Origin of the sequence: Variovorax sp. ZS18.2.2, assembly GCF_024701975.1 — a bacterium.
Classification (GTDB): domain Bacteria; phylum Pseudomonadota; class Gammaproteobacteria; order Burkholderiales; family Burkholderiaceae_C; genus Variovorax.
In genome coordinates this window covers 590,342-610,954 of record NZ_JANLNM010000003.1, presented here as the reverse complement: position 1 = coordinate 610,954, position 20,613 = coordinate 590,342, and the positions used below count along the sequence as shown (strand labels likewise).

The 20,613-nt window shown below is 67.9% G+C and carries 20 protein-coding genes and 1 pseudogene; 13 read left to right on the top strand and 8 right to left on the bottom strand.

Annotation, left to right across the window (positions count from 1 at the left end; translation table 11 throughout):
* Positions 1–4: 4 nt before the first annotated feature.
* Positions 5–988 (bottom strand): aldo/keto reductase, encoded by a 984-nt coding sequence (locus NU688_RS16695; RefSeq protein ID WP_308340309.1) that lies wholly within the window; start codon positions 986–988, stop codon positions 5–7.
* A gap of 100 nt (positions 989–1,088) precedes the next feature.
* On the opposite strand from NU688_RS16695, the gene NU688_RS16690 reads away from it, so the two are divergent.
* Positions 1,089–1,994, top strand: a complete 906-nt coding sequence (locus tag NU688_RS16690) for a LysR family transcriptional regulator (RefSeq protein WP_257861825.1) — start codon at positions 1,089–1,091, stop codon at positions 1,992–1,994.
* Positions 1,995–2,126: 132 nt separating this feature from the next.
* Here NU688_RS16690 and NU688_RS16685 read toward each other — a convergent pair whose 3' ends face one another.
* Positions 2,127–3,134 (bottom strand): AraC family transcriptional regulator, encoded by a 1,008-nt coding sequence (locus NU688_RS16685; protein WP_257861824.1) that lies wholly within the window; start codon positions 3,132–3,134, stop codon positions 2,127–2,129.
* A gap of 183 nt (positions 3,135–3,317) precedes the next feature.
* Between NU688_RS16685 and NU688_RS16680 the strand changes: the two genes are divergently transcribed.
* The 5 genes and pseudogenes from NU688_RS16680 (at position 3,318) to NU688_RS16660 (ending at position 8,404) form a co-directional block, all read left to right on the top strand.
* A complete protein-coding gene (locus tag NU688_RS16680) occupies positions 3,318–4,109 on the top strand; it encodes an SDR family oxidoreductase (RefSeq protein ID WP_257861823.1) in 792 nt (263 codons plus the stop codon).
* A gap of 37 nt (positions 4,110–4,146) precedes the next feature.
* The gene (locus NU688_RS16675) at positions 4,147–5,382 is read left to right on the top strand and encodes a styrene monooxygenase/indole monooxygenase family protein (RefSeq protein ID WP_257861822.1); all 1,236 of its coding nucleotides are present in this window, start codon (positions 4,147–4,149) and stop codon (positions 5,380–5,382) included.
* Positions 5,383–5,396: 14 nt separating this feature from the next.
* Positions 5,397–6,635: pseudogene (locus tag NU688_RS33975) on the top strand (styrene monooxygenase/indole monooxygenase family protein); the annotation flags it as partial.
* Positions 6,633–7,130: a flavin reductase family protein gene (locus NU688_RS16665; protein ID WP_241027351.1), complete on the top strand. Its 498-nt coding sequence runs from the start codon at positions 6,633–6,635 to the stop codon at positions 7,128–7,130. The pseudogene NU688_RS33975 and the gene NU688_RS16665, both read left to right, overlap by 3 nt.
* A 47-nt stretch (positions 7,131–7,177) precedes the next feature.
* On the top strand, positions 7,178–8,404 hold the full coding sequence (locus NU688_RS16660) for a dienelactone hydrolase family protein (RefSeq protein ID WP_257861821.1): 1,227 nt from the start codon (positions 7,178–7,180) through the stop codon (positions 8,402–8,404).
* A 31-nt stretch (positions 8,405–8,435) separates the two neighbouring features.
* Here the strand turns inward: NU688_RS16660 and NU688_RS16655 are convergent, their stop codons facing one another.
* Positions 8,436–9,293: a LysR family transcriptional regulator gene (locus tag NU688_RS16655; RefSeq protein WP_257861820.1), complete on the bottom strand. Its 858-nt coding sequence runs from the start codon at positions 9,291–9,293 to the stop codon at positions 8,436–8,438.
* A 96-nt stretch (positions 9,294–9,389) separates the two neighbouring features.
* On the opposite strand from NU688_RS16655, the gene NU688_RS16650 reads away from it, so the two are divergent.
* Entirely contained in the window at positions 9,390–10,703 is a 1,314-nt protein-coding gene (locus NU688_RS16650) for an aspartate aminotransferase family protein (RefSeq protein ID WP_257861818.1), read from the top strand.
* Positions 10,704–10,761: 58 nt separating this feature from the next.
* Here the strand turns inward: NU688_RS16650 and NU688_RS16645 are convergent, their stop codons facing one another.
* Positions 10,762–11,793, bottom strand: a complete 1,032-nt coding sequence (locus NU688_RS16645) for a LacI family DNA-binding transcriptional regulator (RefSeq protein ID WP_257861817.1) — start codon at positions 11,791–11,793, stop codon at positions 10,762–10,764.
* A gap of 188 nt (positions 11,794–11,981) precedes the next feature.
* On the opposite strand from NU688_RS16645, the gene NU688_RS16640 reads away from it, so the two are divergent.
* Genes NU688_RS16640 through NU688_RS16630 form a run of 3 tightly spaced genes read left to right on the top strand, consistent with a single transcriptional unit; the run spans position 11,982 to position 15,947 of the window.
* Positions 11,982–13,334: a GntP family permease gene (locus NU688_RS16640; RefSeq protein ID WP_257861816.1), complete on the top strand. Its 1,353-nt coding sequence runs from the start codon at positions 11,982–11,984 to the stop codon at positions 13,332–13,334.
* 43 nt (positions 13,335–13,377) lie between these two features.
* Complete coding sequence (gene gntK, locus NU688_RS16635; protein ID WP_257861815.1) at positions 13,378–14,937, top strand: gluconokinase; 1,560 nt, start codon at positions 13,378–13,380, stop codon at positions 14,935–14,937.
* Between the two features lie 38 nt (positions 14,938–14,975).
* The gene (locus NU688_RS16630; protein ID WP_257861814.1) at positions 14,976–15,947 is read left to right on the top strand and encodes an AraC family transcriptional regulator; all 972 of its coding nucleotides are present in this window, start codon (positions 14,976–14,978) and stop codon (positions 15,945–15,947) included.
* Between the two features lie 6 nt (positions 15,948–15,953).
* On the opposite strand, the gene NU688_RS16625 is transcribed toward NU688_RS16630, so the two are convergent.
* Positions 15,954–16,373, bottom strand: a complete 420-nt coding sequence (locus NU688_RS16625; RefSeq protein WP_257861813.1) for a low affinity iron permease family protein — start codon at positions 16,371–16,373, stop codon at positions 15,954–15,956.
* A gap of 198 nt (positions 16,374–16,571) precedes the next feature.
* Here NU688_RS16625 and NU688_RS16620 point away from each other — a divergent pair, with 198 nt between their 5' ends.
* A complete protein-coding gene (locus tag NU688_RS16620) occupies positions 16,572–16,832 on the top strand; it encodes a ParD-like family protein (protein ID WP_257861812.1) in 261 nt (86 codons plus the stop codon).
* Entirely contained in the window at positions 16,832–17,623 is a 792-nt protein-coding gene (map, locus tag NU688_RS16615; RefSeq protein ID WP_257861811.1) for a type I methionyl aminopeptidase, read from the top strand. Before NU688_RS16620 ends, map begins: the two co-directional genes overlap by 1 nt.
* Before the next feature lie 55 nt (positions 17,624–17,678).
* On the opposite strand, the gene NU688_RS16610 is transcribed toward map, so the two are convergent.
* On the bottom strand, positions 17,679–18,803 hold the full coding sequence (locus tag NU688_RS16610; RefSeq protein ID WP_257861809.1) for a 3-deoxy-7-phosphoheptulonate synthase: 1,125 nt from the start codon (positions 18,801–18,803) through the stop codon (positions 17,679–17,681).
* Between the two features lie 201 nt (positions 18,804–19,004).
* Between NU688_RS16610 and NU688_RS16605 the strand changes: the two genes are divergently transcribed.
* Positions 19,005–19,454: an SMI1/KNR4 family protein gene (locus NU688_RS16605; RefSeq protein ID WP_257861808.1), complete on the top strand. Its 450-nt coding sequence runs from the start codon at positions 19,005–19,007 to the stop codon at positions 19,452–19,454.
* A gap of 3 nt (positions 19,455–19,457) precedes the next feature.
* Here the strand turns inward: NU688_RS16605 and NU688_RS16600 are convergent, their stop codons facing one another.
* Positions 19,458–19,904, bottom strand: coding sequence for a universal stress protein (locus tag NU688_RS16600; protein WP_257861807.1), 447 nt, complete (start codon positions 19,902–19,904; stop codon positions 19,458–19,460).
* 121 nt (positions 19,905–20,025) lie between these two features.
* Complete coding sequence (locus NU688_RS16595) at positions 20,026–20,571, bottom strand: MarR family winged helix-turn-helix transcriptional regulator (RefSeq protein WP_257861806.1); 546 nt, start codon at positions 20,569–20,571, stop codon at positions 20,026–20,028.
* Positions 20,572–20,613: the final 42 nt, after the last annotated feature.

Below are 20,613 nucleotides of genomic sequence, written 5' to 3'. Positions count from 1 at the left end.
GCGATCAGCCCTGCCGCGCCGGCGGCGCCATGAACTCGGGTCCGACGGGGTCGGTGATGTGCTGGGCCAACAACGCATCGATATCGCGCAGATCGCCGTCGCTCAGCTTCCAGCCGAAAGCTGCATCGACGCCGGCGAGCTGGTCGGGCCGGCGTGCGCCCCATAGCGCGATCGTCGGTCCCTGGTCGAGGATCCAGCGTATCGCCAGCGCCAGCACCGACTTGCCGTGGCGCTCGCGCGCAAAGCGCTCCAGCGCATCGACCGCCGCCAGGTATTGGTCGAAGCGTGGCGGCCGGAACTTGGGGTCGCCGCTGCGAAGGTCGTCGCCGGGAAAGACGGTGGCCGCGCTCATGCGGCCCGACAGCAGGCCGCGGCACAAGGCGCCGTACGCGAGGACCGTCAGGCCGTGCTGCCTGGCGTAGGGCAGCACGTCTTTCTCGATGCTTCGTTCGAACAGGTTGTAGGGCGGCTGCACCGTGGCCAGCGGCGCCTTGCGGCTGAAGCTCTCCATCTGCGACGGCGAATAGTTGCTCACGCCGATGGCGAGAATCTTTCCCTCGCGCCGGAGCCTCTCCAGCTGCGCAGCGGTCTCGTCGTGCGGCACGAGCGGGTCGGGCCAGTGGATCTGGTAGAGATCGATGCGGTCGGTGCGCAACCGGCGCAGCGACTGCTCCACCTCCGTGCGGATGCGTTCCGCCGTCGCGTTGCGCCGCACCGACCCGTCGGGCCAGTCCAGGCCCGCCTTCGTCGCGATCACGGCCTTGTCGCGCAGGCCCTCCAGGGCCTTGCCGACGACCTCTTCCGAGTGACCGAATCCATAGACCGGCGCAGTGTCGATGAGGTTGATGCCCGAGTCGACGGCAGCGCGGATCGTCGCGATGGACTGGGCGTCGTCCGTGCCGCCCCACATCCAGCCGCCGATGGCCCAGGTGCCGAGCGCGACGCGCGAGACGGGTGTCGCAATACCTTCGATCTGAAGCGTTTCCATGGTCATGTCATCCGTTGAAAAGAATGCTTTGAATCTAGTCAAAAGGGCGATGAATGGATTTCAACGCCCCATTAAACTGGGCACAACCACGGAGTCACGGATGCCAGCCTTTACCCGCTCCGAACTGGCCGACCTGAATGTGTTTGTGGCGGTCGCGCGCCGGCGCAGCTTTCGCCAGGCGGCCATTGAACTCGGCCTCACCACTTCCGCGCTGAGCCATTCGATCAAGAACCTGGAGACGCGGCTGGGCGTGAAGCTGCTCAATCGCACCAGCCGTTCGGTGGTGCCGACCGCTGCGGGGAGCGCGCTCGCCGACAAGCTGGAACGAGGTTTCCAGGCCATCGGTGATGCATTGGGCGAGCTCGATGTCTACCGCGGCGTGCCCGCTGGGCGGCTTCGCATCAACGTGCCGCGCGATGCCTCCCGGCTTCTGGTGGGTCCGGTGCTTCCCGATTTCTTTGCGACCTATCCGGACGTGCAGCTCGAGATCACCGTCGAGGACCGCCTGGTCGACATCGTGGCCGATGGCTACGACGCCGGCATCCGCTACGGCGGCACCGTGCCGCAGGACATGGTGGCGGTGGCGCTGACGCGGCCGCTGCGCTGGGTGGTCGTCGGCTCGCCGGACTATCTCTCGCGTCACGGCCGCCCCTCGCAGCCCACGGACCTGCTGCGGCATGCCTGCGTGCGCATGCGCATCGGCGACAACTCGCTCTACAAGTGGGAACTGGGCGGCGGCAACGAGGCTTGCGAGATCGACGTTCCCGGTCCCATGAGCGTCAACGAGACCGAGACCTCGGTGCAGGCCGCGATCGACGGTGTCGGCCTGGCCTACTGCCTGGAGCGACGCGTGAGCGAGGAGCTCAAGGCGGGGAAGCTGGAGGTCGTGCTGGCGGAGTGGGCCGCAGTCGGGGTTCCGTTCTTTGTCTACTACCCCAGCCGCCGGCAGATGCCGCCGGGATTGCGCCAGTTGATCGACAGCATCCGCGCGGCGAACCTGCCCTGAGGCTGCGGACGGGCGTCTCGTCGGTCGGGACCACCGCGGCGGGTAACCGTCGCCCCCTTGACCTGCATTGCTGCGATCACCCGCTCAATGACCTTGTTGACCTCTGCATGCCGCCAGCGCCCCGGCCGTACATCAAGATCCGCGCAATCCCCGAGTCTCGGACGGCCGCTCCCCGAAGCGCGCACGGTATTGCGCCGCAAAGTGCCCGAGGTGAAGAAACCCGTACTTCTGCGCCACCTCGCGCACGCCGGTTCCGGCAGCGCCGGCCGATGACTGCAGTTCGGCCCGCACCTTGTCGAGCCGGGTCTCGCGAAGAAACTCCATCGGCCCCTGCCCCGCATGCTGGCGAAACGCCAGTTGCAACGCGCGCGCACTGCAGCCGACTTCGCGGCAGATGTCGGCCAACGAAAGCGGCAGCTCCGCATTGGCCGCCATGTATTCCTGCGCCCTGCGAACCACACGCGGCAGCAGGCGCCGCCGGGCGTCTCCGGCGAGGGCTCGTGAGTGGTTGTGCCCCGCCGACATCAGCAGGCTGGACATCAGGTACGCCTCCGCATGCTCGGCCAACGGGCTGCCGGCCTGCAGCGCATTGCCCGCATCGAGCGTGAGCCGCAGGTAGTCGATGAAATGCACCAGCGGCGCCAGCACGGGGTTGTCCAGCGGCACGCCAAGGTCGAACACCAGCGGTTGCCCCACAGGCGCCTGCAGCAGTGATTCGAGCCGGGAGAGCAGCGCGGAGCGTGCCAACTGCACGATCAGGTGCGGACTGTCGTCGGCCCAGCGCATCGAAAGCGGTTCGGTGGGCGAGGGCAGCGAGGCGAGACGGGGCGTGGCGTCCACCTGCTGCGCGCCGCAACGGATCTCGGCGCCGCCGCGCAGCGGAATCTGCAGCAGAAAAAAGTCCTGCAGATAGCCGGGGTCGATCTGCACGCCCGGCCCGTACTGCACGTAGTTGAGGCTCACGTCCCGGTGCAGCCGCGCGCTGTGGTGGCAGGCGTCCAGTTCGGTGCGCGGCTTCAGCATCACCAGCCCGTGCGGGCAGAACACGCGGGCGACGCTTTCGCGTGCCTCGTCCATGTCATGGCTCTCGAAAAGCCGGTAGCGCTGCAGCGGCAGCGATGGGGTGGTGACGGTTTCCATGGGGCGAAGGCACCGTAGCAAAAACCATCCCCGCCCACAATTCGGGCCTCCCCTCGGCAAAGACCTGCGCGCCAGGGACATCGCCTGCGTTTTCGGGACTCTCCAGGAGCCCGCCCCCTCGTAACGTTCGCTCCACAGGCCAACAGGGTCTGTCCGATCGACCAACCGAGGAGAGCAAGCGTCATGTTCAAGGGACTCGCAGGCAAGAGCGCCATCGTCACCGGCGGCGCCACATTGATAGGCGTGGGCGTGGTGCGCGCGCTGCACGCGGCCGGCGTGAAGGTCGTCGTCGCCGACATCGATGCCGACAACGGCCAGGCGCTCGCCGATTCGCTCGGCGCCGGCGTGCGGTTCGTCCGCACCGACATCACCGACGACGCGCAGGTGCACGCCTGTGTGGCCGAGGCGGCCGCGCGGCACGGCGGAGTGCACTTTCTCGTCAACCTCGCGTGCTCCTATGTGGACGACGGCTTCAAGTCGCCGCGCGCCGACTGGCTCACCTCGTTCAACGTGAACGTGGCGAGCGCGGTGGCGATGCTGCAGGCCGCGCATCCGCACATGGTGGCGGCCGGCGGCGGGGCGGTGGTCAATTTCACGAGCATCTCGTCGCGCGTGGCGCAGACGGGGCGCTGGCTCTATCCGGTGAGCAAGGCCGCGATGGCGCAGCTCACCCGCAACATGGCGATGGACCTCGCGCAAGACAACATCCGGGTGAACAGCGTGTCGCCGGGCTGGACCTGGTCGGCCGTGATGGAGCGCCTGAGCGGCAACGACCGCGCCAAGACCGACCGCGTGGCCGCGCCCTTCCACCTGCTCGGGCGCGTGGGCGATCCGGACGAGGTGGCGCAGGTGGTGCTGTTCCTGTGCTCGGACCACGCGAGCTTCGTGACCGGCGCCGACTACGCGGTGGACGGCGGCTATTCCGCCATGGGCCCCGAGCAGGCCGTGCCCGCCATTCCCCAGTTGATGGACTGACCCGCTCCTCGAACGGAGCAATCAAGGAGCAGATGAAATGAAGCGAATCGCCATCGTCGGCGCAGGCCAGTCGGGCCTGCAACTGGGGCTCGGCCTGCTTGCGGCAGGCTACGAGGTCACCATGTTCAGCAACCGCACGGGGGAGGACATCCGCCAGGGCAAGGTGATGTCGAGCCAGTGCATGTTCCACACCTCGCTGCAGATCGAACGCGACCTGGGGCTGGACCACTGGGCGAGTGACTGCCCCACGGTGGACGGCATCGGCCTGGCCGTGCCGCACCCCGAGCAGAAGGGCGCCAAGGCCATCGACTGGGCCGCGCGCCTGAACGCAAGCGCGCAGTCGGTCGACCAGCGCGTGAAGATCCCGGCGTGGATGGACGAATTCCAGAAGAAGGGCGGCGAGCTCGTCTTCAAGGACGCGGGCATCGACGAGCTGGAGGCCTGCACGCAGAGCCATGATCTGACGTTGGTCGCGAGCGGCAAGGGCGAGATATCGAAGCTCTTTGAGCGCGATGCGCACAAGTCGCCCTACGACAAGCCGCAGCGCGCGCTTGCGCTCACCTATGTGAAGGGCATGGCGCCGCGCGAGCCGTTCTCGGCGGTGTGCTTCAACCTGATTCCCGGCGTGGGCGAGTACTTCGTGTTCCCGGCGCTGACGACGACGGGGCCGTGCGAGATCATGGTGTTCGAAGGCGTACCCGGCGGGCCGATGGACTGCTGGGCCGATGTGAAGACGCCCGAGGAGCACCTCGCGCGCAGCAAGTGGATCCTCGACACCTTCACACCGTGGGAGGCCGAGCGCTGCAAGGACATCGAACTGACGGACGACAACGGAATCCTCGCGGGCCGCTTCGCGCCGACGGTGCGCAAGCCCGTGGCGACATTGCCTTCGGGCCGCAAGGTGCTGGGCCTGGCCGACGTGGTGGTGCTCAACGATCCGATCACGGGGCAGGGCTCGAACAACGCGGCCAAGTGCGCCGACACGTACCTCAAGAGCATCCTCGCGCGCGGCGATGGCGCGGCCGATGCGGCCTGGATGCAGCAGACCTTCGACCGCTACTGGTTCGGTTACGCGCAATGGGTCACGCAGTGGACCAACATGCTGCTCGCGCCGCCGCCCCATGTGCTCAACCTGCTCGGCAGTGCCGGCGCGGTGCCGCCGCTGGCGAGTGCCTTCGCCGATGGCTTCGACGATCCGCGCACCTTCTTTCCGTGGTTCGCCGACGCCGCGGAATCGGAGCGCTACATCGCCACCTGCGCGGCCGTCGCATAACCCGGAGTTGGTGCATGAAACGACGCGTGGCCATCGTCGGCGCCGGGCCGTCCGGCATGCAGCTCGCACTCGGCCTGCGGCGCGCGGGGCATGAGGTGACGGTTTTCTCGAACCGCACGGCGCGGGAGATTTTCGAGGGGCCGGTGATGTCCAGCCAGTGCATGTTCGAGACCGCGCTGCAGACCGAGCGCGAATTGGAGCTGCATGGATGGGCCAGCGAATGCCCCCCGATCGAAGGCATCGGCATCGCGGTGCGCAACCCCGAGGGCGGCAAGGCCATCGAATGGAGCGCGCGGCTCGACGGGCCCGCGCGGTCGGTCGACCAGCGGCTCAAGATCCCCGCGTGGATGGCCGAATTCGAAGACCACGGTGGCCGGCTGGTGCTGCGGGACATGGGGCTCGACGACCTGGAAACCTGCACGCAGATGCATGACCTCGTGGTCGTGGCGAGCGGCAAAGGCGAGATATCGAAGCTCTTCGAGCGCGACGAGGCACGCTCCCCATTCGACCAGCCGCAGCGCGCACTGGCGCTCACCTACGTGAAGGGCATGAAGCCGGCCGAGCCGTATGCGCGCGTGTGCTTCAACCTGATTCCCGGCGTGGGCGAGTACTTCGTGTTCCCGGCGCTGACCACATCGGGGCCGTGCGAGATCATGGTGTTCGAAGGCGTGCCCGGTGGGCCGATGGATTGCTGGGCCGACGTGAAGACGCCGCAGGAACACCTCGCGCGCAGCAAGTGGATCCTCGAGACCTTCCTGCCGTGGGAGGCCGAGCGCTGCACGCACATCGAACTGACCGACGACAACGGCATCCTCACCGGCCGCTACACGCCGACGGTGCGCAAGCCCGTCGCCACGCTGCCCTCGGGTCGCCAGGTGCTGGGCCTGGCCGATGCGGTGGTGCTCAACGATCCGATCACGGGTCAGGGCGCGAACAACGCGGCCAAGTGCGCTGACATCTACTTGAAGCGCATCCTCGAACACGGCGACGCACCGTTCGATGCCGCCTGGATGCAGGAGACCTTCGATCGCTACTGGGAGGGCTACGCGCGCTGGGCCACCGACTGGACGAACAGCCTGCTCGCACCGCCGAAGCCGCACCTGCTGAAGCTGCTGCAGAGCGCGACGCACATGCCCGCGGTGGCGAGCACTATCGTCAACGGCTTCGATGATCCGCGTGCCTTCGCGCCCTGGTGGTTCGACGCCGCCGAGGCCGACCGCTTTCTCGAAACCCGCGCGCGCGAAGCGGCGGTGGACCGCTTCGACCGGCGCGACTTTCGCAAGGCGCTCGGGCAATTCAGCACCGGCGTGACCGTCATCACCACGCGGGCCATCGATGGGCGCCGCGTGGGCATGACCGCCAATTCGTTCTCCTCGGTTTCGCTCGATCCGCCGCTGGTGCTGTGGAGTCTCGCGCGGCAGGCGCCGAGCGTGGCCGACTTCACCGGCGCCAGCCACTTCGCGATCAATGTGCTCGCGGCGAACCAGCATCACCTGTCGCGGCAGTTCTCGACGCCGCAGGCGGACAAGTTCGGCGGCGTGGACTGCTGCGAGGGCACGGCCGGCGTGCCGCTGTTGAACGGCGTCATCGCGCGCTTCACCTGCCGCAACGTGAAGCAGTACGACGGCGGCGACCATCTCATCTTCATCGGCGAGGTCGAGCGCTACGATCGCTTCGACGGCGAGCCGCTGGTCTTTCATTCAGGCTACTACCAGGTGACGACCAGGCACCCGGAATGCATGCAGTGAGCACGCGGCCCGCTTCACCACCCCACCTCACCCACGGAGCAGTTCACATGCAGAAAAAAATCCGCATCCAGGCCACCGACGGCAGCGGCAGTTTCAACGGCTACCTCGCATTGCCCAAATCCGGCAGCGGCCCCGGCCTCGTGATCGCGCAGGAAATCTTCGGCATCAACCACACGATGCGCGAGGTGGCCGACTACTACGCGGAAGAAGGCTACGTCGTGCTGGTGCCCGACCTCTTCTGGCGCCAGGAGCCCGATGTGGAGCTCGGCTACAGCGAGGCCGACTGGCAGCGCGCCTTCGCGCTCTACGGCGGCTTCGACGAAGCCAAGGGCATGGAAGACATGCAGGCCGCGATCACCGCGCTGCGCCAGCGGCCCGAAGTGCAAGAGAAGAAAGTCGGCGTGCTCGGCTTCTGTCTCGGCGGCAAGCTCGCCTACCTGGCTGCGTGCCGCACCGATGCGGACGTGGCCGTCGGCTACTACGGCGTGGGCATCGATGCGGCGCTCGGCGAAGCCGACCACATCAAGCGCCCGCTCACGCTGCACATCGCCGAGCTCGACAAGTTCTGCCCGCCCGAGGCGCGCGACCGCATCGTGCAGACGCTGCAGGGCCGCCCGGGCGTTTCGCTCTACGTGTATCCGGGCATGGACCACGCCTTCGCGCGCAACGGCGGCGAGCACTTCCACAAGCCCTCGGCGCTGATGGCGCACGAGCGCAGCATCGCGGCGCTCAAGGGCGCGATCGGCCCCAACTACGACCTCTCGGCGCTCTGGGACAAGCACTGCGAGTACGAGTTCGGCACGCGCAACGTCGACGACACGATGGGCACCATGGTGGCCGAGCCGTATGTGAACCACATCCCGACCATGACGGGCGGCGTGGGCTACAAGGCGCTGCACGCCTTCTATACGAACCACTTCGTCAACAGCAACCCGCCCGACACCTCGCTGGTGCCGATCTCGCGCACCGTGGGCGCCTCGCAGGTGGTCGACGAGATGCTGTTCTGCTTCACGCACACGACGGAAATCCCGTGGATGCTCCCGGGCGTGGCACCGACCGGCAAGCGCGTGGAGATTCCGCTGCTCGCGGTCATCAAGTTCCGCGGCGACAAGCTCTACCACGAGCACATCTACTGGGACCAGGCCAGCGTGCTGGTGCAGGTCGGCCTGCTCGACGCGAAGCTGCTGCCGGTGGCCGGCGTGGAGACGGCGCGCAAGCTGCTGGACGAGACGCTGCCGTCGAACGCCTTGATGCGGTCGGGGAAAGGAAGCTGAAGCGTCGAGACCCGATCTCTGGCAGCGCAGTTCAAGCCGCCGGAAGAAACTTCCTGACATGCGCCGCGAATGCGGCCGTCAACGCCGTCGGCGCCTCGCGGTCGAACGCCAGCGTGACCCCGACGCTCGGCAGCTCGGGGAATCCCTGTTCCGCAGTGAGGATCTGGAGATCGTCGGGAACGGCCGTGCGCGTCAGCACGATGACGGCCTGCCCCGAGCGCGCCATGCCGACCAGGCCCGAGAGGCTGCTGCTGGCATAGGCGAGCCGGTAGGCGCGGCCCGCGGCTTCCAGCGCCTGCCTCGGCAACCGGTGGTCCAGCGCATCCGGCGCGCCCAGCGCCAACGGCAGCGGGTCCAGCGATGCGGCGACGCCGTCGCGGTGCGCCACCCACACCAGCGGCTCGTGGCGGATCACGTCGTCGCCGGTCGCATCACCGGGCACCGACACCAGCGCGAGGTCGACCGCGTGCCGAGCGAGCAGTTCGTGCAGCCGCGGCGTCGGCGCACACATCACTTCCAGTTGCACGCGCGGATGCAGGCTCGCGAAGCTCTGCAGCAAATACGGCAGGAAGACGACCGCATAGTCGTCGGGGCAGCTGAAGCGCAGCACGCCGGAGAGTTGCTCGCCGCGCAGCTCGGCCAGTGCTTCGTCGTGTTTGCGCAGCAGTTCGCCCGCGCGCACGAGGAGCCGCTCGCCGGTGGCGGTGAGCGTGACGCCCCGCCCGGTGCGGTGCAGCAGCGGCTGCTCGACGATGCCTTCGAGTCGCTGCATCTGCATGCTGAGCGCCGACTGCGTGCGCCCCACGCGCAGGGCCGCCTGGCCCAGCACGCCCGTCTCGGCGATGGCGACGAAGCTGCGCAAGAGGTCGATGTCCAGCGACTGGCTCACGGCATGAATTCTCCTGATAGCTGATGTCAAAACAATTCGCTTCCCGGTGGGGGCGCCCGTGCGTAATGTGCGTCATTTTGATCGGCACGCATCGACATGAGCAGCAACGACGACCCCAAGTTCTGGCAGCAGGCCCGGCAGCATCTGGTGCGCTACGGCGGCACGTTCGAGCCATTGATCATCGAGCGCGCGGAGGGTTGCTTCGTCTACGACGCCGATGGCCGCGGCATCCTCGACTTCACCTCGGGTCAGATGAGCGCGCTGCTGGGCCATTCGCACCCGGACATCGTGGCGGTGGTAACGGAGCAGATCCGCTCGCTGGACCACCTCTTCAGCGGCATGCTGTCGCGGCCGGTGGTGGCGCTCGCCGCGGAGATAGCGCGGCACGCGCCGCCCGGGCTGGAGCGCTGCCTGCTGCTGAGCACCGGCGCGGAGTCGAACGAAGCGGCGCTTCGCATGGCCAAGCTCGTCACGGGTCGGCACGAGGTGGTGGCCTTCACGCAGTCATGGCATGGCATGACCGGCAGTGCGGCCGCCGCCACCTACAGCGCCGGCCGCAAGGGCTACGGGCCGGCGGCAGCAGGCTCGCTGGCCATTCCGGCGCCGAACGCCTACCGCCCGCGCTTCACGACGGCAGAGGGCGCGCTCGACTGGCGCCGCGAACTCGACGACGGCTTCGAACAGGTCGACCGGCAATCCACCGGCGCGCTCGCCGCCTTCATCGCCGAGCCGATTCTCAGCAGCGGCGGCATCCTCGAGCTGCCGCCGGGCTACATGGCGGCGCTCAAGAAGAAGTGCGAGGAGCGCGGCATGCTGCTGATCCTCGACGAGGCGCAAACCGGTGTCGGCCGCACCGGCCTGATGTTTGCGTGCGAGCGCGACGGCGTGGCGCCCGACATCCTGACGCTCTCCAAGACGCTGGGCGCAGGCCTGCCGCTGGCGGCGATGGTGACGACCGCCGCGATCGAGGAAGAGGCCCATGCGCGCGGCTTCCTGTTCTACACGACGCACGTCTCCGACCCGCTGCCGGCGGCAGTCGGGCTGAAGGTGCTGGAGGTCGTGGAGCGCGATGGGCTGGTCGAACGCGCACGCGTCGCCGGCGAACGACTGGAAGAGGGGCTGCGGGTGCTGCAGTCGCGCCATGAATGCATCGGTGACGTGCGCGGCCGCGGCTTGCTGCTCGGACTGGAAGTCGTCGCCAGCCGCAAGACCCGCGAGCCCGCCTTCGAACTCGGCGAGGCCGTCACGCGCGAATGCATGAAGCTCGGGCTGAGCATGAACATCGTGAAGCTGCCGTCGATGGGCGGCGTCTTCCGGATCGCGCCGCCGCTGACGATCAGCGACAGCGAGATCGACCTTGGCCTGGAGCTGCTCGACAAGGCGATCGGGACGGCCGTGCGGGGGGCATAGCGACAGAGCGGCGCGGCATCTGCGCCCGGGTGCGTCCTCGCATGGCTCGCCGCCGTCGTCAGCTGCTCTGCCGCACCATCAGTTCGAAGCCCAGATCGACCGTGCGCTCGGCCACCGTTTCCGCGCGCATCAGCGACAGCAGCATGGTGGCCGCGCGCTCGCCGATCTCGCGGCGCGGGGTGTGCACGGTAGTGAGCGGCGGCAGCATCTGGTCGCTGCCGCCCAGGTCGTTGAAGCCGGCGATCGCCACGCGCTGCGGCACCGGCACGCCGGTGCGCAGCGCGGCGAGCAGCGCGCCCTGGGCGAGGTCGTCGTTGCAATAGAAGATGGCGTCCACGTCGGGGTGGCGCGCGAGCAGGTCCTCGAACTGCCGGCCGCCCAGCGCGATGGAGGTGGGGCCCGGCACCAGCAGCTCGAGCGCCGGGTCGTGGCAGCCGGCCGCGCGTAGCGCCTCGCGATAGCCCTCCAGCCGCATCATCACGCGCGGGTCGAGCTGGCCGGCGGCGTAGGCGATGCGCCGACGGCCGCGTGCGAGCAGGTGCTGCACGATGGCGCGGCCCGCGTCCTGCTGCGAGAACCCCACGCTGTGGATGCCCGGCGCGGCCGAGGTTTCCATCAGGTACACGCAGGGGGCATCGCTGCGCTCGAGCATCCGCAAGGCCGCGGCGCTGCGGTCGAAACCGGTCAGCAGCACGCCCGCCGGCCGCTGCGAGAGGTAGCTGCGCAGCAGCGCCTCTTCCTGCGCGGGGTCGTAGTGGGTCACGCCGATGAGCGACTGGAAGCCGTGCGGCGAAAGCGCGTCCTGCACCGCCTCGAGGAGTTCCACGAAAAGCTGGTTGGTCAGCGACGGAATCAGCACCGCCACATGCGAGCTGCGCGCCGAAGCCAGCGCGCGCGCCGCCACGTTGGGCACGTAGCCGAGCTGGTCGACGGCCGCCTGCACGCGGGCCTGAAGGTCGGGGGACACATTGCGCGCGCCGCGCAGGGCGCGCGACACCGTGATCGGGCTCACGCCTGACACGCGGGCCACGTCGTCGAGCGTAATGTGGCTGGAAGAACGGGAGCGTGGGCGCTCGGGGGCGTCGGCCATGGTCGTTTTTCCTAGGGTTAGTACCGAGATTGAATTGGACAGCGCTGTCCTAGGATAGCGCTGTCCCAGCCCTTTGCCGACCGGAGAAACCCGGAAACGCCAGTGCTGGTTTTTTTGGATTGTGCGGGATAGCGCTATCCCATTCATCGGCCCACCTTTGCAGCGGCCGGATATTCAGGAGACAACACATGTTCGGAATGAGCAAAGAGGTTTTCCTGCTCGTCGACGCCCTGGTGGCGATCCTCGGGCTGATCCTTCTGATCACGCGCTGGCGCGTGCACCCCTTCATCGCGCTGACGCTGGCCGCGGGCTTCCTGGGCCTGACCTCCGGCATGCCGGTGGACCTGGTGATGAAGTCCTTCCAGGACGGCTTCGGCGGCGTGCTCGGCTTCGTGGGCATCGTGCTGGGCTTGGGCACCATGCTCGGCAAGATGATGGCGGAGTCCGGTGGCGCCGACCGCATCGCGCGCACGCTGATCGACGCCTTCGGCAAGGAGCGCGTGCACTGGGCCATGATGTTCGCGGCCTTCCTGGTGGGCATTCCGCTCTTCTTCGAAATCGGCTTCGTGCTGCTCATTCCGCTGGTGTTCATCGTGGCGCGGCGCACCGGCGTGTCGCTGATCCGCATCGGCATTCCGCTCTTGGCGGGTCTCTCGGTGGTGCACGGCCTGGTGCCGCCGCACCCGGGGCCGCTCTTGGCCATCGGCGTGTTCGGCGCCGACATCGGCAAGACCATCTTCTACGGCCTCCTCGTCGGCCTGCCCACCGCGATGATCGCGGGCCCGATCTTCGGCAAGTACATCTCCAAGTACGTGCCGGGCGAGGCCTCGCCCGAACTCATGGAGCAACTGGCGCGCGAACCCGAGGCGCGCGAGCTGCCGGGCTTCGGCATCACGCTGGTCACGATCCTGCTGCCGGTGGCGCTGATGCTGCTGAAGACCTTTGCCGACGTGGCGCTCGACGAGAAGAACATCGTGCGCCTGTGGCTGGACTTCATCGGCCACCCGATCACCGCGCTGCTGGCGGCACTGCTGCTGTCGCTCTACACCTTCGGTTTTGCGCGCGGCTTCACCAGCAAGCAGATCATGAAGTTCGTGGACGACAGTCTTGCGCCCACCGCGGCCATCGTGCTGATCATCGGTGCGGGCGGCGGTTTCAAGCAGATGCTGGTGACCAGCGGCGTGGGCAACGCGATCGGACACATGGCGCTGAATGCGCAGGTCTCGCCGATCCTCCTGGCCTGGCTGGTGGCGGGGTTGATCCGCATCGCCACGGGCTCGGCCACGGTCGCCACGATCACCGGTGCGGGCATCGTCGCGCCGCTCGCCACCATGGTGCCGGGCGTGAACCTCGAGCTGCTGGTGCTGGCCACGGGCGCGGGTTCGTTGATCCTGTCCCATGTCAACGACGCGGGCTTCTGGCTGGTCAAGCAGTACTTCAACATGACGGTGGCCGAGACCTTCAAGACCTGGACGGTGATGGAAACGCTGATCTCGGTCGTGGCCCTCGGGTTCATCATGCTGCTGAGCCTGGTGGTCTGAACGCGATCACCTGAACCTGATCACTTAGGCAAGGAGACAAGCCATGGGCCGCATCGTCATCGGGGTCGACATCGGAACCACCAGCACCAAGGCGGTGGCGTTCACGCCGGCCGGCCGCGTGCTGGCGCACGAGACTGTGGAGTACCCGCTGCTGCAGCCCGAGGCCGCGGCCGCCGAGCAAGACCCGCAGCAGATCTTCGAGGCCGTGCTGAAGACCATCGCGGGCTGCGTGAAGGCCTGCAAGGCCGCGCCGGGCGATGTGCTCGCCGTGTCCTTCAGCGCGGCGATGCACAGCCTGATCCTCGTCGATGCAGCGGGCACGCCGCTCACGCACAGCATCACCTGGGCCGACCACCGCGCTTCGGCCTGGGCCGTGCGCGTTCGCGACGAATGGGATGGCGATGCGATCTACCGCCGCACCGGCACGCCGATCCATCCGATGTCGCCGCTGGTCAAGCTGGTGTGGCTGCGCCACGAGCGGGCCGAACTCTTCGCCAGCGCGGCGCGCTTCGTCGGCATCAAGGAGTACGTGTTCTTCCGGCTCTTCGGGCAGTGGCAGGTCGACCATTCGATCGCCTCGGCCACGGGGCTCTTCAACATCGAACGGCTCGATTGGGACGAAGGCGCGCTCGCGCTCGCCGGCGTGCGCGCCGACCAGTTGCCGCGGCCGGTACCGACCACCTGGCACATCGAAGGCCTCGCGGCCGATGTCGCGGCGCAACTGGGCCTGGCAACCGAGACGCCCTTCGTCATCGGTGCCAACGACGGCGTGCTCTCCAACCTCGGCGTGAACGCGGTGTCGCCCGGCGAGGTGGCCGTGACCATCGGCACCAGCGGCGCGATGCGCACCGTGGTCGACCACCCGATGACCGACCCCGAGGGCCGCACCTTCTGCTATGCGCTCGCCGAGCGGCGCTGGGTGGTGGGCGGGCCGGTGAACAACGGCGGCATCATCCTGCGCTGGGTGCGCGACGAGTTCGCCTCGGCCGAGGCCGAGACCGCCAAGCGCCTGGGCATCGACACCTACGAGGTGCTCACGCGCATCGCCGAACGCGTGTCGGCCGGCTCCGAAGGGCTGGTGTTCCACCCCTTCCTCACCGGCGAGCGCGCGCCCTACTGGAACGCCGACCTGCGCGGCTCCTTCTTCGGGCTGGGCATTCACCACCGCAAGGAGCACATGATCCGCGCGGTGCTCGAGGGCGTGATCTTCAACCTCTACAGCATCCTGCCGGCGGTCGAATCGATTGCTGGCCGCAGCGCGCACATCAAGGCCACCGGCGGCTTCGCGCGCTCGGGCATGTGGCGCCAGATGATGGCCGACGTGTTCGACCGCGAGGTGGTGGTGCCCGAGAGCTTCGAGAGTTCGTGCCTGGGCGCCGCGGTGCTCGGGCTCTATGCGCTGGGCCATGTCGATTCGCTCGACGTGGTCGCGGGTATGGTCGGCGCCACGCACCGCCACACGCCCAACGCCAAGAACGCCGCGCTCTACCGGCAACTGCTGCCGGTGTACCTGTCGCTGCCGCGCAAGCTCGGCGAGGAATACCGGCTGCTGGCCGCGTTTCAGCAGCAGACGGCCATGCCACCGCCGGCTCGCCAGAGCTGACGCCAATCGACTAGCCGCCGCCTGTTGGAGATTTGGTCTTGCTGAACACGATCCCGCCGGCTTCCGCTTCCCGCCTGCACGCGGGCGCCGCGTTGCGTGGCGCGGCTCCCGATCTCACCGTTCCCGCGCTGGTCGAGATCCGGGTCACCATCCACTGCGAGACCTCCCCCGCGGCCTCGGCGCGCGGCAACGAAGCAAGCTGCCTGCACGAGCACGAGCTGCACCTGATCGGCGCCGCGCCCGCGCGCCTGCGCGTGGGCAGGGGCACCGACGAGCAAACCCACCGGTTCGCGCCCGGCACCGTGGTGCTGCTGGGCCCGCGGCTGCCGCACAGCCTCGCGTTTGAGCATCACCCGCTGCATGGCACGGGCAATGCCGGCGGCCTGGTACTGCGCTTCGGCGACGAGCCGCTGCGCCGCGGCATGGAACTGTTTCCCGAACTGCGCGATGCCGCGCCGCTCCTGGCACGCGCGCGGCAAGGTGTGCAGTTCGTGGGACTCAACGAAGGCATCGTCTCGCGGCTGCGGCGCATCGAGAGGCTGCAGGGCCTCGCGCGCTTCGCGGAATTCACGGTGCTGCTCAACGAACTCTCGCAATGGTCCGAGTACCGGCTGCTGGCCGATGCCGCGTACACCGACGATTCGCTGGGCGAGCCCGGCGGCGCGACGCGCATCTACAGAGCGCTCGACCACATCCGCGACAACTACGCCGAGGAGTTGTCGCTCGCCGAGGTCGGTGCGATCGTGGGCATGCGCGAGAACGCCTTCTCGCGCAGCTTCCGCCGCGCCACCGGCCAGACCTTCACCGACTTCGTGATCGGTCTGCGCGTGGCGACGGCTTGCCGCCTGCTGGCGTCGACTCGCCAGCAGGTGAGCAGCATCTGCTATGAGGTGGGCTTCAACAACATCTCGAACTTCAACCGGCACTTTCGCCGGATCAAGGGGATGACGCCGGGTGAATTTCGGGCGGGGACCCAGAGGCCCAGCGCCTTCGCCACCCCTGTGTCGTAGCCCGGATCAGGTCGCGGCTTTCGTGTCGTGACCGCGCCGGCGGCGTTCGGCACGGGTGCGCTCCAGCGTGGCCTGGCTCTTCCTGGCCGTCGCTTCGCATTTCTCGTGCAGCGCAATCAACTCATGGTCGGTGAGCTTCTCGATGCCCATGAACTCGTTCTGGGCGTTGGACGAGCGGATCAGCTCGTCGAGCTTGGTCTGCAGCGCCACGCCGTCGCGGTTCTGCGTGTTCTGGATCAGGAACACCATGAGGAAGGTCACGATGGTGGTGCCGGTGTTGATGACCAGTTGCCAGGTTTCCGAGAAGCCGAAGAACGGCCCGGCAACCGCCCATGCAACGACCACGGCCACGCACACCAGGAAGGTGAGCGGGCTTCCCGCGACATGCGCGGTCTTGTTGGCAAACAAGGCGAAAAGGCGATCCATGAATGACGTTGCTCCTTGCGCCGAAGGTGCCCGCGGCGGTGCCTGGCGCGTGTCGTCCGATGCCGCGAGAGCGTCTTCCTCGGGATGCTGCGGACGCGTCGGCGCGCGCCGCAGGGCGTACACCGGGGCTCTGCCGTCGGATCGATTTTTATATACGAAACGTATATACTTTGCGCATACTTCATATAGAGACGACCGATGGGCATCGTAAAAATTTCAGACCTGATGCACGAGAACCTGCGCGTGGCCGGCAACGCCCTCAGCCGGTCCATCAACTCGCAGGCCGAGCACTGGATGCGCGTCGGCATGCTGACCGAGATGCACCCGGAGCTGGACTACCGGGAAGTCTGCCAACTGCTGATACAGGCTGAACTGGCAGGCGGGCTGGACATCGCCTCGGCCGTCACGGCCCAGTCCGGCAAGCCGCGCTCACCTGCGACCGCGAACGGAAAACGCTGATGGCGCGCGACATCGTCATCAAGTCCGCCGAGGACATCGAGATGGCGCGGCGGGCTGCCCAGCTTGCCGCAGAGGTGCTCGCCATGATCGAGCCCCATGTCGTGCCGGGCGTGAGCACGGAGGCCCTCGACCGGATCTGCCACGACCACATCGTGAATGTCCAGGGCGCCATACCGGCCAACGTGGGCTATCAGGGGTATCCGAAGACCATCCTCACCTCGGTCAACCAGGTGGTCTGCCACGGCATCCCTTCGCCCGACAAGATTTTGAAGAAGGGCGACATCGTCAACATCGATGTCGCGGTCATCAAGGATGGCTGGTTCGGCGATACCAGCCGCATGTACTTCGTCGGCGCCCCCAGCGTGCTGGCCCGGCGCCTGGTGGAGACGACCTACGAAGCCATGCTGGCCGGAATCCGCGCGGTCAGGCCCGGAGCGACGCTGGGCGATGTGGGCCACGCCATCCAGTCGGTCGCGCAGCGGGAGCGCTTCAGCGTGGTGCGCGAGTACTGCGGCCACGGCATCGGCCGGGTCTACCACGAGGAGCTGCAGGTGCTGCACTACGGGCGGCGCGGGGAAGGGCTCAGGCTGGAGCCGGGGATGGTCTTCACCATCGAGCCGATGCTCAACGCAGGCCAACGCGACACCAGGCAATTGCCCGACGGGTGGACCGTCGTGACGAAGGACAGGTCCCTGTCCGCCCAGTGGGAGCACATGGTGGCGGTGACGCCCGAGGGATACGACGTGCTGACGACCTGGCCGGGAGGCACGGGCACTTACGCGCCGGTTTGACGCCCGGCTCGGGCGAGGCGCGCGGCGCCCTCAGGCGCCTGCGCCTCCTTCCGCCTCACGCCTTCGACAACCGCCGCCGCGCCTTCACCGCCGAAGCCAGCCCCTCGAGCACCGGCACCGTCTGCGCGAAGCCGATGCAGGCATCGGTGATCGAGACGCCGTGCTTCAGCGCAACGCCGGGCTTCAGGTCTTGCCGGCCTTCCTCGAGATGGCTCTCGATCATGAGGCCCGTGATGCGATGCTCACCGCCCGCGATCTGCGCTGCCACGTCTTCGGCCACCACGATCTGCCGCTGGTGCTGCTTGCTGCTGTTGCCGTGCGAGACGTCGATCATCACCTGCGGCCGCAGGCCGTTCGCCAGCAGCGCCTGGCAGCTGGATTCCACGTCCGCGGCCGAATAGTTGGGCGACTTGCCGCCGCGCAGGATGACGTGGCAGTCGTCGTTGCCGCGCGTCTCGAAGATCGCCGCCATGCCCATCTTGGTCATGCCCATGAAGGCATGCGGCGCGCGGGCCGCGAGGATGGCATCGGCCGCCACCTTGACGCTGCCGTCCGTGCCGTTCTTGAAGCCGACCGGGCAGCTCAGGCCCGAGGCCAGTTGCCGATGGCTCTGGCTCTCGGTGGTGCGCGCGCCGATGGCGCCCCAGGCGATCAGGTCGGCAATGAATTGCGGGCTCAACAGGTCGAGGAACTCGGTGCCGGTCGGCAGGCCCAGCGTGGTCAGCTCGAGCAGCAGGCGGCGCGCGCGCTCCAGCCCTTCGTTGATCGCGAAGCTGCCGTCCAGGTGCGGGTCGTTGATGTAGCCCTTCCAGCCGACGGTGGTGCGGGGCTTTTCGAAGTAGGCGCGCATCACGATGAGCAGGTCGTCCTGCAGCGAATCGGCAACCTTCTTCAGTCGGTGGGCGTATTCGATGGCCTGGTCGTGGTCATGGATGGAGCAGGGGCCGACCACGACCACCAGCCGGTCGTCGCGGCCATGCAGCACGTCGGCAATCGCAGCGCGGCTGCTCTCGACCAGCGCCAGCGTGTTGTCGCGCACGGGCACGCGCTCCTGCAGCAGCGCGGGGGTCATGAGGGGGCGAACGGCGCCGATGCGCACGTCGTCGATCCGGGTGGTGTCGAGCGTGCTGTCGCGGGAGCCGATTTCGGCGTCGTGGAGAGGGTCGTCGAGGCGGGGCATGTCGTGGCTTTGATTTCGATGGGAGCTTCTTCGATTGTCCGTCCGAAGGCGTTCACACGAATGCCCGCGCGATCTCGGTCCGGATTCCGTCCGGAGCGGCGCTTTGCATCTGCATCGTCGCTTGCGCAGCGACCACCCGCCGCGCGGCTACCATCCGGGGTTTTCCTCCAGCGCCGGCACTGGCTTGCCGGCTCGCGCCCCATGTCCAACGCAACGCCGCTCGGTGTCACCGAGGAACAGATCGCAGCCGCCGAAGCCGAACTGGGCATCCGGTTTCCCGACAGGCTTCGGGAAGTGTGGAAGACCTACAACTGCAACGAGCTTCCGGGTGGCTGGCGCGTCTATCCGGTCTTCGATCCGGCCAACCCGCGAAAGACGGCAGGCAGCATCACTTATGAAAACCTGCGAGGCGCGTGGGGCCGTCGTGTGATGACGCTCGGGTTGATCTCCATCGCGAGCAACGGCACCGGCAACCAGCTGGTGCTGAAGGTCGAAGAAGGACAGGCCGGGGCCGAGATCTTCTTCTGGCAGCACGACACGCAGAAGCTCAAGGCCTGGAAGCCCGGCTTCGACAGCATCGCCGGCCGCGCCGCGAAGGCGCGCGAAGCGGTGCAGCGGCTGCAGCAAACCTTCGGCAGGCGCGAGCACTGATCTTCAGCGCAGCACCAGCACCGGAATGTGCGAGTGCGTGAGCACGTGCAGCGTCTCGCTGCCCATGAGCAGGCGCGCGAGGCTGCGGCGGCCGTGCGAGGCCATCACGATGAGGTCGCATTCCTGGTTCTTCGCGGTCGCGACGATGGCCTCGGCCACCTGGTTCGACTTCATGACGATCGCCTGCGCGTTGCGCACGCCCTTGTCGAGCGCGGTGGCGGCCACCCTGTCGGCGATGCGCTGCGCGGCCAGGTTCGTCTTTTCCTGCGTGGCTTCGATGTCGCGCTGGCTCAGCATCATCGAGCCTTCGAAGTAGCCGAAGGGCTCGATGTGCGCGACGTTGACGGCCACCAGTTCCGCGCCGGCCAGCAGGGCCAGGTCGATGGCGGCGGCGACCGCCTGTTCCGACAGCGCGGAGCCGTCGGTGGCAACAAGAACACGCTTGTACATGGCAGGCTCCTTGGCCCCCGGCACCGCGGGTGCCCTCGCAATTCAGTCTAGTTCGCGGGCCGCGTCCTTCAAGCCTGGCGCGTGGGTTGCTGCCTCTAAAACGCGATGCGCGAACCTGCGCTCAGGTGCCGCGCTTGGGCCAGTGGTGGCGCGTGCCGCCCGAGCGGCGGTCGGCCTTTTCCGGCACCACGCCCTGCGCGCTCAATTCGGTGCCACGCACTTCGAGCCGGCGCAGGCATTGCAGAAAGATTTCGATGTGCGCGGCCTCGATGCCGTCGAGCAGTTCGGTGTTGAGGCTCGCGATGCGGGGGAACAGCTCGCCGAAAAGCTGCCGGCCAGAAGGGCTCAGGCGCACATGCACTTCGCGGCGGTCCTCGGCGTCCTGGCGACGCTCGACCAGCTTCTTCTCGGAGAGGCTGCGCAGGCCCCGCGAGGTGCGCACGCGGTCCAGGTCGAGCTGCTCCGCAAGCGCCGAGGGCGTGATCTCGCCGACCTCCGCGAGCGTGCCGATCATTCCCCACTCGCGGCGCGTGATGCCGAAGCCGCCTTCGACCATGCGGGTCGCCATGCCGCTGCCGGCGCGTGCTGCGCGAGAGAGCCGATACAGGAGCAGGTCGTCCAGGGAACGGGGAGCGCGCAATGCGCCCGCATCGGGGAAAGCTGGCATGGAAATGACAAGGGGTTGTGGCTGCGCCGCCTCGGCAGCCGA

What these genes read in the sequence shown, in the direction of transcription:
- NU688_RS16695 (WP_308340309.1), bottom strand. Translation starts at nt 988, where the DNA reads ATGGAAACGCTTCAGATCGAAGGTATTGCGACACCCGTCTCGCGCGTC.
- NU688_RS16690 (WP_257861825.1), top strand. Translation starts at nt 1,089, where the DNA reads ATGCCAGCCTTTACCCGCTCCGAACTGGCCGACCTGAATGTGTTTGTG.
- NU688_RS16685 (WP_257861824.1), bottom strand. Translation starts at nt 3,134, where the DNA reads ATGGAAACCGTCACCACCCCATCGCTGCCGCTGCAGCGCTACCGGCTT.
- NU688_RS16680 (WP_257861823.1), top strand. Translation starts at nt 3,318, where the DNA reads ATGTTCAAGGGACTCGCAGGCAAGAGCGCCATCGTCACCGGCGGCGCC.
- NU688_RS16675 (WP_257861822.1), top strand. Translation starts at nt 4,147, where the DNA reads ATGAAGCGAATCGCCATCGTCGGCGCAGGCCAGTCGGGCCTGCAACTG.
- NU688_RS16660 (WP_257861821.1), top strand. Translation starts at nt 7,178, where the DNA reads ATGCAGAAAAAAATCCGCATCCAGGCCACCGACGGCAGCGGCAGTTTC.
- NU688_RS16650 (WP_257861818.1), top strand. Translation starts at nt 9,390, where the DNA reads ATGAGCAGCAACGACGACCCCAAGTTCTGGCAGCAGGCCCGGCAGCAT.
- NU688_RS16645 (WP_257861817.1), bottom strand. Translation starts at nt 11,793, where the DNA reads ATGGCCGACGCCCCCGAGCGCCCACGCTCCCGTTCTTCCAGCCACATT.
- NU688_RS16640 (WP_257861816.1), top strand. Translation starts at nt 11,982, where the DNA reads ATGTTCGGAATGAGCAAAGAGGTTTTCCTGCTCGTCGACGCCCTGGTG.
- gntK (WP_257861815.1), top strand. Translation starts at nt 13,378, where the DNA reads ATGGGCCGCATCGTCATCGGGGTCGACATCGGAACCACCAGCACCAAG.
- NU688_RS16625 (WP_257861813.1), bottom strand. Translation starts at nt 16,373, where the DNA reads ATGGATCGCCTTTTCGCCTTGTTTGCCAACAAGACCGCGCATGTCGCG.
- NU688_RS16620 (WP_257861812.1), top strand. Translation starts at nt 16,572, where the DNA reads ATGGGCATCGTAAAAATTTCAGACCTGATGCACGAGAACCTGCGCGTG.
- map (WP_257861811.1), top strand. Translation starts at nt 16,832, where the DNA reads ATGGCGCGCGACATCGTCATCAAGTCCGCCGAGGACATCGAGATGGCG.
- NU688_RS16610 (WP_257861809.1), bottom strand. Translation starts at nt 18,803, where the DNA reads ATGCCCCGCCTCGACGACCCTCTCCACGACGCCGAAATCGGCTCCCGC.
- NU688_RS16605 (WP_257861808.1), top strand. Translation starts at nt 19,005, where the DNA reads ATGTCCAACGCAACGCCGCTCGGTGTCACCGAGGAACAGATCGCAGCC.
- NU688_RS16600 (WP_257861807.1), bottom strand. Translation starts at nt 19,904, where the DNA reads ATGTACAAGCGTGTTCTTGTTGCCACCGACGGCTCCGCGCTGTCGGAA.
- NU688_RS16595 (WP_257861806.1), bottom strand. Translation starts at nt 20,571, where the DNA reads ATGCCAGCTTTCCCCGATGCGGGCGCATTGCGCGCTCCCCGTTCCCTG.